Below are 14,736 nucleotides of genomic sequence, written 5' to 3' on the forward strand. Positions count from 1 at the left end.
GACGCAACTTATGACGCGGCTGCAGCAAACACACCATTTTCAGCCGCGGGGATGATGCTGCGCATGCAGCAGTTTCAAGCGTTCACGCGCCACATGGGTGTAAATCTGGGTAGTGGAAATATCTGAATGCCCGAGCAATAGTTGTACGACACGCAAGTCTGCGCCGTGGTTCAGCAGATGCGTGGCAAACGCATGGCGCAAGGTGTGCGGCGACAGGGGCGCCGTAATCCCCGCCTGCAGCGCATGTTTCTTGATAACAACCCAGAACATCTGCCGCGTCATCGCACCGCCGCGCCGCGTGACGAACAGGGCGTCATCCATCTGCCCGTCGAGGATTACACCGCGTGCGTCCTTCAGGTAGCGTTCTATCCACAGCCGCGCCTGTTCGCCAAACGGCACCAGCCGCGTCTTGCTACCCTTGCCCGTGATGCGCAGCACGCCATCGTTCAGGCTCAGCTCGACCGATTTCAAGTCCACCAATTCGGACACGCGCAAACCGCTCGCATACATCAGTTCGAGCATGGTGCGCTCGCGCAAGCCCAGCGGCGTGCTGACGTCGGGCGCGGCCAGCAAGGCTTCGACCTGCGCTTCGCTCAGGGTATGCACGAAACGGGGAGCTTGCTTGGCTGACACCATTTTCAGGCAAGGGTCGGCGGCGATATGCTTTTGACGTAGCGCAAGCTGATAAAAACGCTTGAGCACTGACAAACGCCGGTTCGACGAAGTGGCCTTGCTTTCCTCGTGGCGGGCCGCGAAATACGCTTCGATATCGCTGGTGGACACCTCGTACAGGCTGTCGCGCCCCGGCCGCGCCACTTCCAGCCAGCGTGCAAACAAGCGCATGTCGCGCCGGTAAGCATCCAGCGAATTTTTCGACAGGCCGTCTTCCAGCCACAGGCTGTCACAGAATTCATCGATCAGGGTAGTGTTGTCGGGCGCCAGCAGGGCGTTCATCATGAATACGCCTCCACGCCTTCATGGGCCAGCAGCCAGCGCTTCACGCCCAGGTGAAACCCATTACCATCGTCATGGTTGGCAAAACCGCCCAGGCCACTGGCGGCTGTCACCCGGTGGCAAGGGATCACCAGCGGAAACCAGTTGGCGCCGCACGCCTGGCCCACGGCGCGCGGCGCCGAGCCGATCAGCCGGGCCACATCGCCATAGGTGCGCACCTGGCCGCGTGGAATCGAGGCAATCGCTGCCCACACGCGCTGCTGGTAGGCGCTGCCCAGCGGCGCCAGCGGCAAGTCAAAGCGATACGCAGGATCGGCAAAGTAGCGGCTCAGCTGTTCGCCAGCGAGCTCTGCCACAGCGTCCTGCGCCTCTTTTTCGTGGAAATGGGGCTGCAGGTAGACCAGTTCACGCAGCAAGCCGGCCTCGGTGCGCACGCCCACGGCGCCGAAAGGCGCGGCGACAATAGCGCTGAACAGTTCGCTGCCCTGTTGTTTTTTCATGAAATTCTAAAAATCAAAGTGTCACAATGAGTGTAGTAAAAACACAACTAACACGCATCAAAAACGTGCGCCAACACGATTATGCACCTTACGTGCCAGTGCCGGCGAGCCGTTGCACGAGGCGAAAAAAAAGCGCACCAGACGGTGCGCTTCAAGTAATGCTTCACGTTCCCGGTCGTTTGGGTCCGCCGGTGTCAGCTCGTGGCCGCAGACAGCTATGACTCAACAACTTCTGTGAAACGTGTGTCTCCTCAATATATCCCCGGTATCAATACCGTTGTTATAGACCACTCCCCCACCAACTCTGCCACTAATTCTGTAATACCACCTTGCTACCAGTTCGCATATCGATATGCAAGCATCCCCACAAGGCTGCCCATCATAACGTATTTAACCGACGGGATCGATTTTTTTTGCGCCATGATGGAGCGTAGCGTTTTAACTATAAATGAGATTTGGCAACCACAGGGAGATTTGCGGCACGTAAGTCACCAGTCCCAGGAAGGCCAGCATGGTCAGCAGCCACGGCATCACAGCCACCGTCAACTCCGATATGCCCATCTTGGTAATGCCCGACGCCACATACAGGTTCAAGCCCACCGGTGGATGGCACATGCCCACTTCCATGTTGACCACGATCAAGATGCCGAAGTGCACAGGATCGATGCCCAGCTTCATGGCGACCGGGAACAGGATAGGCGCCATGATCAGCACGATCGACGACGGTTCCATGATGTTACCGGCCAACAACAGCAAGACGTTCACTACCAGCAGGAAGCTGATCACGCCCAGGCCTTTGCCCGTGATCCATTCCGCCATCGCTTGCGGGATGTTTTCACTGGTCATCAGGAACGAGAACAGCACGGCGTTGGTGATGATGTACAGCAGCATGGCCGACATCGAGGCCGAATCGAGCAGCACCTTGCCCACTTGCTTGATCTTCAAGTCCTTGTAGACGAACACGGCGATGAAGAAGGCATACACGGCAGCCATGGCGGCCGCTTCGGTCGGCGTGAAGACGCCCGAATAGATGCCGCCCATCACGATGACGATCAGCAACAAACCCCAGACGCTTTTCTTGAAGGTCACGAAACGCTCGCTCCAGCTGGCCTTTTTCATGCGTGGATAGTTGTGCTTGCGCGCCAAAAACCAGGTGGTCAGGCCCAGCAGGATGGCCAGCATCAGGCCCGGAATCACGCCTGCCATGAACAGCTTGCCCACGGACGTATTGGTCGAGACCGAATACATCACCATCACGATCGAGGGCGGGATCAGGATGCCCAGTGCGCCCGAGGTGGTGATCACGCCGGCGCCGAAAGCGCGCGGATACCCTTGCTTGACCATCGCTGGCAAGATGATGGAGCCGATCGCCACCACGGTGGCGGGGCTAGAACCGGACACGGCTGCAAACAGCGCGCACGCCATCACGCCGGCCAGCGCCAGGCCGCCATGCCAGTGACCCACCATCGAGCTGGCAAAATTGATCATTCTTCTGGCCACCCCGCCATGCGTGAGGAAGTTACCGGCCAAAATAAAGAAGGGAATCGCCATGATCTCGAATTTCTCGATACCCGTGAAAATCTTCAGGGCCACCGATTCGATAGGCACATTCGTCATGGTGAACAGGAAGGTCAGTACCGTCAGACCCAGCGAAATCGAAATCGGCATGCCGGTCAGCATCAGCGCCAGCAGCAGGACAAAAATAATCAGCGCATTCATGGCTTGGCTCCTTTTTCTTCCGCCGTCAGTTCCTCATCCAATCCTTCGACGTGCGAATGGTCATGTTTCGGCAAGTCGCCGGTCTTGATGAAGTGCACCATCACCTGCATGAAGCGGAAGCACATCAGGTAGGAACCCAGCGGTACGGCCAGGTAGACCAGCCACATGGGAATTTCCATGTCGGCCGAAGTCTGGTCGGTGTGGCCGATGGACCAGACAAAGCTGGCGCCCAGGGTGCCCACGATGCCCGTAAACAGGGCGCCTGCGCCCAGTCCCAGGATGACGAAACGGTGGCGCCAGCGCGGGTTCATGCGGTTGATCAATACGTCAACGCCCACGTGGATGCCGGTGCGCACGCCATACGCGGCGCCGAACTTGGCCATCCAGACGAACATATAGATGCACAATTCCTGCGCCCAGCTGGTGTTGATCTGGATCAGGTAGTCTTGCAGGCCCGGTATTGGCAAGCCAGCCAGGTAGCGGTGCACGACCGCCAGGAAAATGATGAAGGTGGCTGCGCCCATCAGGGACGCAATCAGCCACTCCTCGAGATGATCAAGGAATTTCATGATGAAAACTTTCGAAAAAGAGGATGGGTACGCACCTGCCTGAAAAGCCGACGCGCACGGCAAAGCCGGACTGCCTGCCGCCAGGGCAGGTTCAGTCCGCTAGCACCAGGGTGCTATTACTTCGCGCTTTCCTTGTTGATCGCCGAAATCAGGTCTTTGCCGATACGGCCTTCCATGGCTTTTTGCACAGGCGCCAGGGCTTTGCGCCATTCGGCCTGTTCTTGCACGGTCAGAGTATAGACCTGGGTCTTGCCGGTTTTCTTGATCGCCTCGAGCGCCTGGTCGTTATCGCGCTGGGCGATGGCTTTTTCAAACGTGGTGGCGTCGCGCATGGCTTGTTCAAGCTGGCCACGGATATCGGGTGGCAAGCCATCCCAGAACTTCTTGTTGACGATCACGGCGTAGCCCAGGTAACCGTGGTTGGAAACGGTCACGTGCTTTTGCACTTCGTTCATCTTCTGCGTATACATATTCGATGGCGGATTTTCCGTGCCATCGACCACGCCCGTTTGCAGGGCCTGATACACTTCCGAAAACGCCAGCACTTGCGGATTGGCGCCCAGCGCGCGCATTTGCGCGTCCAGTACCTTGGACGACTGGATGCGCATTTTCAGGCCCTTGAAATCGGCCGGATGATGCAGCGGCTTGTTGGCCGACATCACCTTGAAACCGTTATCCCAGTAAGCCAGGCCGGTGATGCCCTTCGGCTCCAGTTTTTTCAGCAAACCCTTGCCGATTTCGCCTTCGGTAACGTTGTACAGCGCCGTCTTGGTCGGGAAGATATATGGCAGGTCGAATGCTTCGAATTCTTTCACGCCCAGTGGACCGAACTTGGCCAGCGATGGCGCCAGCATTTGCACGGCGCCCAGTTGCAAGGCTTCCAGTTCTTCCTTGTCCTTGTACAACTGGCTATTCGGATACACTTCGATCTTGACCTTGCCATTCGTGGCTTTCTCGGCCAGTTGCTTGAAGCGCTCGGCGGCCTGGCCTTTCGGCGTGTCCGTTGCCACGACATGGCTGAACTTGATGACGATAGGCGCTTGTGCCTGGGCTTGAGCATAGGCGCCGGCGCTAACGCCGATCGCCGCGCACAGCGCGACGAGCATGGTTTTCATTTTCATTACTGTCTCCTGATGGTTTTATGGTTATGAAATACTTTATTATTTGTCTACACCGATAGTGTTCCAAAGAAACAGCACAAGCTATTGTGGTTAACCACAATAGCTGCGACCCAAGAAAGCGCTACCCTGCCCGCCATGACGACCCCGCCCACTTTAGCGCGCCGCCTGCAATTGTCCAGCCCCATGCGCTGGCTGGTGCCGGTGATACTGCTGCTCTTATTTCTTGCTGTTCTCTTCTGGCTGCCCTGGCAGGCGCGCCAGATGGAAAGCAATGAGCGCCAGGAACAATTGATCGCCGACACCTTGTGGGTGGAGCAGACCATCCGCTTCCAGCTGGCGCGCAACGAGGAAAGCCTGTACAACCTGGGCGGCGATATCGCCACCGGCACCCTGCCGGAAGCGCGCGTGCATGAACGGCTGCAGCAAATGCTGCGCAACGGCCGTGAACTGCAGCGCGTGATCTGGATCGACACGCATGGCAGAGTACAGGCGTCGAGCGACAACACGATTTCGCAGGAAACCCATTTTTCCACCCTGTCGCTGACGGCCGGCGACAATGCCCGCCGGCTGCACCGGGGCCAGTACGCGCAGCCATCGCAGCAAAGCGGCTTTCCCGACGCGCCTCCAGGCGCCATGCTGATGGATTACCACCAGCCCCTGTTCCACGGCCAGCAATATGTGGGCAGCCTGGTGGCCACCTACCAGATCAGCAGCCTGCTCGATGAAATGGTGCCATGGTGGTTCGCCCAGGACAACCAGATTTCGCTGATCGACCGCGATGACAAGGTGCTGGCGCGGCGCGCGGCGGCCGGTCCCGGCCACGGCGTGTACACGCACAAGCGCGCGCTCGACGTGCCGGGCGCCACCCTGATCCTGTTTACGGACAGTGTAAAAAGCCAGCCCAAGCTGCTGCCCAACCTGCTGGTCGGCTCCGTCATCGCCCTGTCGCTGGGCCTGTTATGGAGCTTGCTGGCCCTGTGGCGCCATATTTCGCGCCGCCTGACGGCCGAAGGCGCGCTGCGCCAGCAGATGCTGTTCCGCACGGCGATGGAAAATTCGCTGGTAACGGGCATGCGCGCGCGCGATCTGGAAGGCCGCGTCACCTATGTCAACCCGGCCTTTTGCCAGATGGTCGGTTACCCGTCCGAGGAAGTGCTCGGCCATTTGCCGCCCATGCCCTACTGGCCGCAGGAGGCAATGGAAGAATACCAACAGCGCTTCGTCAAGGCGCTGGCCGACAACACCACGCCGCAATCGGAAACCTATTTCTTGCGCGCCGACGGCACGCGCCTGCCGGTGCTGATCTTTGAAGCGCCGCTGGTCGATAAAAATGGCAAGCAGACCGGCTGGATGGGTTCCGTGCTCGATATCTCGGACCGCAAGCAGGTCGAGGAATTGAACCGCCAGCAGCAGGAAAAGCTGCAGACCAGTTCGCGCCTGGCCACCATGGGCGAACTGGCGTCGATGCTGGCGCATGAACTGAACCAGCCGCTGGCGGCTATTTCAAGCTATACGACGGGGGCGCTGAACCTGATACGGCGCGCCATCGATGGCGGCAAACCGGTCGATCCCGTGACCTTGCGCCCTGCCCTGGAACAGGCCAGCGCACAGGCGCAGCGGGCCGGCCAGATCATCCGCAGCGTGCACGATTTCGTGCGCAAGAGCGAGCCGCAGCGCCAGGAAGTGGCGATCCGCACCCTGCTCGACGGCATCCGCGTGCTGATCGACCTGCAGGCGCGCAAATACTATGTGACGATACAGGAAGAGATTCCGCACGACCTGCCCCTGCTGTGGGCCGATCCGGTGATGATCGAGCAAGTGCTGCTGAACCTGACGCGCAACGCCATCGAGGCAATGCAGGACGCAGCGCCTGGACGGCGTATCATGCGCCTGCGGGCCAGCTATGACGCGCAGCAGGAAATGGTGACCGTCGACGTGATCGACATGGGCCATGGCATCGCGCCCGAGGTGGCGGAACGGCTGTTTTCACCGTTTTTCTCGACCAAGGCCGAAGGCATGGGCATGGGATTGAATATCTGCCGCACCGCCATCGAGTTTCACGGCGGCGCGCTCACCTTCAGCGCCAACCCGGCCGGCGGCACCATCTTTACTTTCAGCGTGCCGGCCGTGCCGCGCGCGCCGCAATCAACAACCGTAACAATATCAAGACAGTAACCGGAGAGCCCATGCTGCATATCATCGACGACGAAGAAGTAGTGCGCGATTCCCTGTCCTGGCTGGCCGCCTCGCGCAGCATCGAGGCGCGCAGCTACGCCAGCGCGCAGCAATTCCTCGATAGCCTCGACGGCAGCTTCGACGAAGCAGGCGACTGCGTGCTGCTCGACGTGCGCATGCCCGACATGAACGGCATCGCCCTGTTCGACCAGTTGGTCAAGCGCGACCTGACGGCGCGCCTGCCCGTGATTTTCCTCACCGGCCACGGCGACGTGCCGATGGCTGTCGACAGCCTGAAACGCGGCGCCTTCGATTTCTTTGAAAAGCCGTTCAACGACAACGACCTGATGGACCGCGTGCAGCAGGGTCTGGCCAACTCGCGCCAGGCCGGCGAACTGGCCGCCGTGCACGCGCGCCTGGCCACCCTGTCGACGCGCGAACGCGAAGTGCTGGACCTGATTTTGGCGGGCAAGATGAACAAGGTGGTGGCCGACAAGCTGGGCATCAGCATGCGCACCGTGGAAGTCCACCGCGCGCATATCTTCGACAAGATGCAGGTCAAGACGGCGGTGGAGCTGGCGGGATTATTGAAGTAGTGAAACCAAGATTAGTCCGCGGCTAGAAAACGTTCAGGGCAAGGCGCGCGTCCGCAGACAGTACGCTAGTACGGCAAGGACGCGCAACGCCGCCATGGACGTTTTCTCAATCGTCGTGATTCTGATGATGCTCCGCCGCGCCATGCTTCCAATAACTGGCCACATGCATATGCTGCTTCGGCAGTCCCGCCTCCAGCAGGTAGCGGCGCAAGTCCTGTACCTGGCTTAGCTCCGTTGCCACCCAGGCATAACCATCGCCGTCCTTCGGCAAGGCCAACTGCCGCAGGGCGTCGAGCAGCAGGGCGCCGCTGCGGCCATTGCGCGGCACCCAGCGCACCTCGCACTGCGCCTCGCTATCGAGCGTGATCTGTTCGCCATCTTCAGCAATTTCAATCACGGCGATGGCGCGCGCGCCGGCCGGCAGTTGCTCCAGGCGGCGGGCAATCGCTGGCAAGGCTGTCTGGTCGCCCACCAATACATACCAGTCAAAATCGAGCGGCACCAGCGTCGAGCCGCGCGGACCGCCCACGCCCAGGGTCTGCCCCGGTTTGGCCTGTTCGGCCCAGGTCGATGCAGGCCCGTCGCCATGCAGCACGAAGTCAATTTCCAGTTCGCGCCGCTCGGCGTCATAGCGGCGCGGCGTGTAATTGCGGGCGATCGGGCGTGCCCCTTCCGGATACTCGATCGCGTTGGCGCCATTGCCGAGGATCGGGAATACCGGCGTTTCCTGGCCCGGCGCAGGGAAAAACAGTTTCACATGGTCGTCGTGGGCGGGCGAGACAAAACCTTCCAGGTCGTCGCCGGCCAGGGTGATGCGGCGCATATGAGCCGTCAGCTGTTCGGTGCGCACGACGGTCAGCACGCGCAGTTTCAAGTCATGCCGCACGCGTTCGATGGCGTGCTGGCGTGTTGGGGTCGATACATTACTCATCTGGGATGATCCTTTCATCAGAATTAATTCAGTGCCCGTCGACGATCTGATTGGCAGCTTGCTCCAGCACGGCCGCCACCCGCTCGGCTTCCACTTCGCTCCAATTGGCCTTGTTCAGCATCAGCGCGTGTTTCAAGGTATGCATGGCTTCGCGCACGCGTTCGGGCGCCGACTGTTTTGCCTGGATGCGGGCAAACATGTCGAGGCGGGCCAGGATGCCATCGATCTGCACCCGGTTTTCCGCGATGTAGCTGCGTCCCAGCTCGGTGATCGTGTAAAGCTTCTTGCCACTGGCGCTTTCGGCCGCCGTCACGTAGTCCTGCTCTTCCAGCAGGGTCAATGTCGGGTAGACGGCGCCCGGGCTGGGGGCGTAGGCGCCGCCGCAACGCTCTTCGATGGCCTTGATGATTTCATAACCGTGACGCGGGCTCAGTTCGATCAGCGCCAGCACGATCAGGGGCAAGTCGCCACGGCCAAAGACGCGCTCGGGCCGTTCGCCGCGCCCTCGTCCACCTGGACCGCCGGGACCGCCGTAGCCGCCCATGCCGTCGCGGTCATCGAAACCGCGCGGGCCACGGCCGTGCATAGAATAATGATCATGTTCGCCGCGATGGTGGGCATGATGGGGATGGTGGTGGTCATGGCCGCAATGGCCGTATTCTGTATGGTGTGAGTTTCTCATGTTTTCTCTTTAAAGATATATCGTTAGTAGGTGTCTGTATACTATATCGATATATCGATAAGTCAAGCGAAAATTTGTAGCAGGCATGTTCTGCCTTTGTTATGCTGGGCTTTCCACCCTCCACAGCGCGCTGCCATGCCTGAAAAAACCGTCCTTGAGAAAATGTATGTGAAAAATGCGCTGGCCCTGGCCGTGCTCAATGACGGTGGCGAACATGCAGCCTTGCTGGCGCAGCTGCCGCAGGAAAGGCGGGTGCCAGAGGGGGAGCGCGCGGACTGGCTGCTGCTGTTTGCGCGCAGCCGCTTTGAGCTGGAAGCTTATCTGCCGCAGGCGCAAGCCCGCCTGATGCCGGGCGGCGCCGTCTGGGTCGCGTACCGCAAAGGGGGCATCAAGGCGGGCAGCGATATCGACCGCGATGCGATTCGCGACTATGCGCACAGCCTGGGTCTGGATAGCGTGGCGATGATTGCCATCGACCTTGAATGGTCGGCGCTGCGCCTGAAACAGGTATAACGGTCAGGTGGCGCCGTGCAGCGCCAGCGCCCATTCGATATGTTCGCGCACCATCGCCGACGGATGCTCGCGGCGCGATAGCAGGGCCGCAACGATATCGGCCTGGCCGCGCGCCTTGGCGGCCGCATTGCCCATGCCGACGGCCAGGTTGCGCAGCCAGCGCTCGTGGCCGATGCGGCGGATCGCGCTGCCTTCCATGCGGCGGTTGAATTCTTCTTCCGTCCAGGCGAACAAGGCCACCATGCCGGCGCTGCCCAGGCTGTGGCGCTCATCGAAATCGGGCACCACGGCGCGCTGGGCGAACTTGTTCCACGGGCAGATGGTCTGGCAATCGTCGCAGCCATACACCTTGTTGCCGATCAGCGGGCGCATCTCGACGGGTATGGCGCCCTTCAATTCGATGGTCAGATAGGAAATACAGCGGCGCGCATCGAGCTTGTGCGGCGCCAGGATCGCCTGCGTGGGACAGACCTGGATACAGGCCGAGCACTGGCCGCAGTGTGGCGTTTCTGGCGGGTCGACCGGCAGCGGCACGTCGATCAGGATCTCGCCCAGGAAAAAGAAGGAACCGCCCTGCCGGTTGATCAGCAAGGTATGCTTGCCGCGCCAGCCCAGGCCCGCCTTTTGCGCCAATTCCACTTCCATCACGGGCGCCGAATCGCTGAACACGCGATAGCCGAAGTCGCCGATTTCACCCTTGATGCGTTCTGCCAGCTGCTGCAGGCGCGAGCGCATCACCTTGTGATAGTCGCGCCCCCGCGCATACACGGAAATCACGGCCGCCGACGGATCGTCGTCGCGCGCTTTTTCTATCGCGCGCCAGTCATCGCCCATCGCCGACGGCAGATAATTCATGCGGGCGCTGATGGCGCGCACGGTGCCCGGCACCAGTTCGGCCGGGCGCGCACGCTTCATGCCATGGCTGGCCATGTAATCCATCTCGCCGTGGTACCCTGCATCGAGCCATGCCTGCAGCGGCGCTTCCATATGGGCCAGGTCCACGTCGGCGATGCGCACCTCGGCAAACCCCAGCTCGCGCCCCCATGACTTGATGGAGCGCGCCAGGGCATCGAGATCGGTGACGGTAGCAGACATGGGAATTATCAGGGACAAATGGGGACGAATGGGACTTTAGGGGGAAACAGCAGCGGCGCAGGCGGTTACAATGACATAAGCCTCTATTTTATGCGATACCGAAGACCATGACCGAACACTTCAAAGCCCATCTCCATGACGAAGCCGGCACGGCCGCGCTGGGCGCCGCCCTGTCGCGCGCGCTGGCGCCTGGCCTGGCGATCTATCTGCACGGCGACCTGGGCGCCGGCAAGACGGCCCTCACGCGCGCCCTGCTGCATGCGGCCGGCCACACGGGCCATGTAAAAAGCCCCACGTATACCTTGTCGGAACCGTACGCGGTGCAGCTGGACGGACAAGCCGTGCAAGTGATCCATTTCGACCTGTACCGCATGGGCAGCGCTGAGGAATTCCTCGACGCGGGCTTTCGCGAAGACTTCAATGGCCACAACATCTGCATCGTCGAATGGCCGGAGAAAGCCGAACCTATCCTGCCGCCGGCTGATTTGAATATATATTTGAGCGTTGCCGGGGCGGGACGTGATGTAGAATTGCAGGCGTCTTCTGAATTGGGTCTGTCATGCCTTCACCGTCTCAAATTCGCCCCGAACCTTTGATTACCTCGCCGATCACACGGCGCACGGTACTCAAGGCTGGCGGCACCCTGCTGTTGTCCGTCCTCGCGCCGCTACCGGCGATGGCGGCCCAGATCCTCGCCGTGCGCGTCTGGCCGGCGGCGGACTATACCCGCGTCACCCTGGAAAACGACAGCATCCTGAAGGCCACCCACTTCATCGTGAAAGATCCCGAGCGGCTGGTGATCGACATCGAAGGCCTGGAACTGAGCCCCACGCTGAAAGGTCTGGTGGCAAAGATCCAGTCGAACGACCCTTACATCAAGCAGGTGCGCGTGGGCCAGAACCGGCCCAATGTGGTGCGCCTGGTATTCGACCTGAAAGAAGAAGTCCGGCCGCAGCTGTTTACCTTGCCGCCGGCCGGCTCCTACAACCATCGATTGATCTTCGACCTGTATCCGGTAGAAGAACCCGACCTGATCGCGCAGATGATCGAAAAAGGCGACTGGTCCAGCGATCCGGCCAAGCCTTTGATGTCCGACACGCATACGCCGCCGCCCGCGCTGCCCCTGCCCGATAACGGCAAGCCGCCGGTGGCCGTGGCGCCGCCAGCCGAAATCCGCCCTGATGTGCGGCCCGATTTGCGTCCGGAACAGCGTCCCGAGGCGCGCCCGCTGCCAGGCCAGAAAGTACTGCGCATGATTACCATCGCGCTCGACCCTGGTCACGGCGGGGAAGATCCGGGCGCCACCGGCAGCCGCGGCAGCCGCGAAAAAGACATCGTGCTGTCGATTGCCAAACGCCTCAAGACCAAGCTGGAAATGCAGCCGAACATGCGCGTCATGCTCACGCGCGACGCCGACTTCTTCGTACCGCTGGGCATGCGCGTGGAAAAGGCGCGCAAGGTGCAGGCCGACCTGTTCGTCTCCATCCACGCCGATGCGTTTATTCAGCCCACGGCACGCGGTTCGTCCGTATTCGTGCTGTCTGAAAAAGGCGCCAGCTCCACCGCGGCGCGCTGGATGGCCAACAAGGAAAACCAGGCCGACCTGATCGGCGGCGTCAACGTCAAGAACCACGACCAGCAGCTGGCCAGCGTGCTGCTGGACCTGTCGACAACGGCGCAGATCAATGACAGCATGAAGGTGGGTTCGGCCGTGCTGCGTGAAATCGGCGGCATCAACCGCCTGCACAAGGGTTCCGTCGAACAGGCCGGCTTCGCCGTGCTCAAAGCACCGGACATCCCGTCCATCCTGATCGAGACAGCCTTCATCTCCAACCCGGAAGAAGAAGCCAAGCTGACCGACAATGCCTACCAGGACCAGTTGGCCAACGCCATCGTGGTCGGCATCAAGAATTATTTTGCCAAGAATCCGCCGCTGGCGAAGAGCCGTTCGGCCTGATACGAAAGCCCCGCATGAGTAACAGCAGCACCAGCACCTTCGGCCAATTGCCGGCCGTGACCATCCGCGCCGGCGATGGCGCCGAAGCGACCGTCACCCTGTACGGCGGCCACCTGGTGTCGTGGCGCACCGCCGATGGCCAGGAGCGCCTGTTTTGCAGCCGCGATTCCGCCCTCGATGGCAGCCGCGCCATCCGCGGCGGCGTGCCCGTGATCTTTCCCCAGTTTGGCGCACGCGGCAACGGCATGCGCCACGGCTTTGCGCGCGTGTCGGCCTGGCAGGCGGGCGAGCAAGGCGTGGACAATGGCGCCGCCTTTGCTGAATTCACCCTGCGCCATACTGACCTGCCCGAGGCCATCGCCGCCGCCTGGCCGCATGCCTTCACCCTGCGCCTGCGCGTGGCCGTGCGCGCACAAGCGCTGGAACTGAGCCTCACCGTACACAATACGGGCGACCAGGTGTTCCCGTTTTCGGCCGCCCTGCACACGTATTACAAAATCGCTCAATTGAGCGCGGCCCGCATCGATGGCTTGCAGCACGTGCGCTATTCTGACGACACGCCGCACGACGCCCTGCAGACCGAAGAGAGCCTGCAGTTCGCCGATAAACTGGACCGCATCTACTATCAGCTTCCCGGTCCCTTGACCCTGCATGCAGGCGGTTCAATCCTGCAGATGGTCCAGCAAGGCTTTACGGACGCCGTCGTGTGGAACCCTGGCGCACAGGACGCCGCCGCCCTGTCCGACCTGGCCGACGATGAATACCCGCACTTCATCTGTATCGAGCCGGCGCTGATCCAGCCTGATTTGCTGGCCGCTGGCGCACAGTGGATCGGGCGCCAGCAGCTGGAATTTATCTAATTTGATTCTTTGATAATGCGGCCGTTGGACGGCTGTATCGGCCGCGCATTCAAGGGATACAGACGGCTGAACAGCGCCATCTGCGCGGCCGATGCCTGCACCGGCTGCTTCATCACCAGCCACAGCACGTTTTCACTGCAAGGCGGCTCCGTCATCGATCCCATGAAGGTGTAATAGTCGCGCCGTTCGGGCAGCAGATTGGCCGGATCGAGCAAAATCGATGGGCTCACCGTATCGAATTTTTCCAGCGGCAGGTTATTCCACACGGTCTGGATGGTCGGCTGCGGCTGGCCGCGTTCCAGCAGCAGGGCCAGGATGGCCAGCCGGCCTTCCGCATCGCGGTGCACCAGGTGCACCACCATTTCAAAGCCCTTGCCATTGATGCGCTCTTCCGACGGACGGTGGAAGTGGAACTGCTGCAGCTCGTACATGCGGTTTTGCACCGTGATGTAATTGCCGCTGCCCACGCTGACCTGTACCGTATGGCCATTGTCGACCACGTTGAACGAGGAAGGATGGTAGTCAAAGCTGATCTGTTCCAGGTCGACCTTCATACCGTCGCGGATATCGATCGGCGACTGGCGATTGCCCGTGCTGCACTTGGCCCAGTCCACATTGATCTTGCTCCAGTTGGCCGGCCCGCTATCGCCTTCGTACGACCAGTGCGTGCCGCGCGCTACTGGCGGCGCTGGTGGCGGCACTGGCGCCGCCGCTTTCGCCACGGCGGCCCGCTTGGCGCGAGCGGCTGCACGCGCCGCCTGGGTGGCGCGCATTTCAGCCAGGCGCGCCGCGATGCGTTCGGACAGATCGACTTCGGCGGCTTCTTCCTTGTCGCGCGAAGTGGGCGCCACGGTCACGGACGACTTGACGGGCGGCTTGCCTTTCACCGATTCGGTCAGGGTTTTCACGGCAGCGGCACGGGCGGACGCCGACACGGGTCCGCTGGCCGGTACGGATGCGGCAGACGGGTCGGACGCGGGGGCATCTTTGGCGCTTGCCATGGCCGCCATGGCGGCGAGGCTGCAAGCTAACAGGGCGCTCAAGTGTCGCATGGAAATCCAGAA

At 61.1% G+C, this 14,736-nt stretch carries 15 protein-coding genes; 6 read left to right on the forward strand and 9 right to left on the reverse strand.

The window, feature by feature from the left end:
• Nucleotides 1-39: 39 nt before the first annotated feature.
• The 5 genes from xerD to HDE75_RS08230 form a co-directional block, all read right to left on the reverse strand.
• Complete coding sequence (gene xerD, locus HDE75_RS08210; protein ID WP_183675231.1) at nucleotides 40-957, reverse strand: site-specific tyrosine recombinase XerD; 918 nt, start codon at nucleotides 955-957, stop codon at nucleotides 40-42.
• A complete protein-coding gene (locus HDE75_RS08215; protein WP_183675229.1) occupies nucleotides 954-1,454 on the reverse strand; it encodes a methylated-DNA--[protein]-cysteine S-methyltransferase in 501 nt (166 codons plus the stop codon). The genes xerD and HDE75_RS08215 overlap by 4 nt, the downstream gene beginning before the upstream one ends.
• A gap of 438 nt (nucleotides 1,455-1,892) precedes the next feature.
• Complete coding sequence (locus tag HDE75_RS08220) at nucleotides 1,893-3,173, reverse strand: TRAP transporter large permease (protein ID WP_183675226.1); 1,281 nt, start codon at nucleotides 3,171-3,173, stop codon at nucleotides 1,893-1,895.
• A complete protein-coding gene (locus tag HDE75_RS08225) occupies nucleotides 3,170-3,742 on the reverse strand; it encodes a TRAP transporter small permease (RefSeq protein ID WP_183675223.1) in 573 nt (190 codons plus the stop codon). Before HDE75_RS08225 ends, HDE75_RS08220 begins: the two co-directional genes overlap by 4 nt.
• Before the next feature lie 116 nt (nucleotides 3,743-3,858).
• On the reverse strand, nucleotides 3,859-4,863 hold the full coding sequence (locus HDE75_RS08230) for a TRAP transporter substrate-binding protein (protein ID WP_183675220.1): 1,005 nt from the start codon (nucleotides 4,861-4,863) through the stop codon (nucleotides 3,859-3,861).
• Between the two features lie 135 nt (nucleotides 4,864-4,998).
• Between HDE75_RS08230 and HDE75_RS08235 the strand changes: the two genes are divergently transcribed.
• On the forward strand, nucleotides 4,999-7,038 hold the full coding sequence (locus tag HDE75_RS08235) for a PAS domain S-box protein (RefSeq protein ID WP_260173803.1): 2,040 nt from the start codon (nucleotides 4,999-5,001) through the stop codon (nucleotides 7,036-7,038).
• 11 nt (nucleotides 7,039-7,049) lie between these two features.
• Nucleotides 7,050-7,634: a response regulator transcription factor gene (locus tag HDE75_RS08240; protein WP_183675217.1), complete on the forward strand. Its 585-nt coding sequence runs from the start codon at nucleotides 7,050-7,052 to the stop codon at nucleotides 7,632-7,634.
• A gap of 106 nt (nucleotides 7,635-7,740) precedes the next feature.
• Here HDE75_RS08240 and HDE75_RS08245 read toward each other — a convergent pair whose 3' ends face one another.
• Both HDE75_RS08245 and HDE75_RS08250 read right to left on the reverse strand, forming a co-directional pair.
• On the reverse strand, nucleotides 7,741-8,565 hold the full coding sequence (locus tag HDE75_RS08245) for a siderophore-interacting protein (RefSeq protein ID WP_183675214.1): 825 nt from the start codon (nucleotides 8,563-8,565) through the stop codon (nucleotides 7,741-7,743).
• A gap of 28 nt (nucleotides 8,566-8,593) precedes the next feature.
• On the reverse strand, nucleotides 8,594-9,247 hold the full coding sequence (locus HDE75_RS08250) for a PadR family transcriptional regulator (RefSeq protein WP_183675211.1): 654 nt from the start codon (nucleotides 9,245-9,247) through the stop codon (nucleotides 8,594-8,596).
• 135 nt (nucleotides 9,248-9,382) lie between these two features.
• On the opposite strand from HDE75_RS08250, the gene HDE75_RS08255 reads away from it, so the two are divergent.
• The gene (locus HDE75_RS08255; protein WP_183675208.1) at nucleotides 9,383-9,760 is read left to right on the forward strand and encodes a DUF3052 domain-containing protein; all 378 of its coding nucleotides are present in this window, start codon (nucleotides 9,383-9,385) and stop codon (nucleotides 9,758-9,760) included.
• Nucleotides 9,761-9,763: 3 nt separating this feature from the next.
• Here HDE75_RS08255 and queG read toward each other — a convergent pair whose 3' ends face one another.
• Nucleotides 9,764-10,855 carry a tRNA epoxyqueuosine(34) reductase QueG gene (gene queG, locus HDE75_RS08260; protein ID WP_183675205.1) on the reverse strand — a complete coding sequence of 364 codons (1,092 nt, stop codon included), beginning with the start codon at nucleotides 10,853-10,855 and terminating at the stop codon, nucleotides 9,764-9,766.
• Between the two features lie 107 nt (nucleotides 10,856-10,962).
• Here queG and tsaE point away from each other — a divergent pair, with 107 nt between their 5' ends.
• Genes tsaE through HDE75_RS08275 form a run of 3 tightly spaced genes read left to right on the forward strand, consistent with a single transcriptional unit; the run spans nucleotide 10,963 to nucleotide 13,672 of the window.
• Entirely contained in the window at nucleotides 10,963-11,451 is a 489-nt protein-coding gene (gene tsaE / locus HDE75_RS08265; RefSeq protein ID WP_183675202.1) for a tRNA (adenosine(37)-N6)-threonylcarbamoyltransferase complex ATPase subunit type 1 TsaE, read from the forward strand.
• The gene (locus HDE75_RS08270) at nucleotides 11,415-12,812 is read left to right on the forward strand and encodes an N-acetylmuramoyl-L-alanine amidase (RefSeq protein WP_183675199.1); all 1,398 of its coding nucleotides are present in this window, start codon (nucleotides 11,415-11,417) and stop codon (nucleotides 12,810-12,812) included. Before tsaE ends, HDE75_RS08270 begins: the two co-directional genes overlap by 37 nt.
• A 14-nt stretch (nucleotides 12,813-12,826) precedes the next feature.
• Nucleotides 12,827-13,672 (forward strand): D-hexose-6-phosphate mutarotase, encoded by an 846-nt coding sequence (locus HDE75_RS08275; protein WP_183675195.1) that lies wholly within the window; start codon nucleotides 12,827-12,829, stop codon nucleotides 13,670-13,672.
• Here the strand turns inward: HDE75_RS08275 and HDE75_RS08280 are convergent.
• Nucleotides 13,669-14,724, reverse strand: coding sequence for a carbonic anhydrase (locus HDE75_RS08280; RefSeq protein WP_183675193.1), 1,056 nt, complete (start codon nucleotides 14,722-14,724; stop codon nucleotides 13,669-13,671). The two genes, HDE75_RS08275 and HDE75_RS08280, sit on opposite strands and share 4 nt — an antisense overlap.
• Between the last annotated feature and the right edge of the window lie 12 nt (nucleotides 14,725-14,736).

Origin of the sequence: Janthinobacterium silvisoli, from assembly GCF_014200725.1 — a bacterium.
Classification (GTDB): domain Bacteria; phylum Pseudomonadota; class Gammaproteobacteria; order Burkholderiales; family Burkholderiaceae_D; genus Janthinobacterium.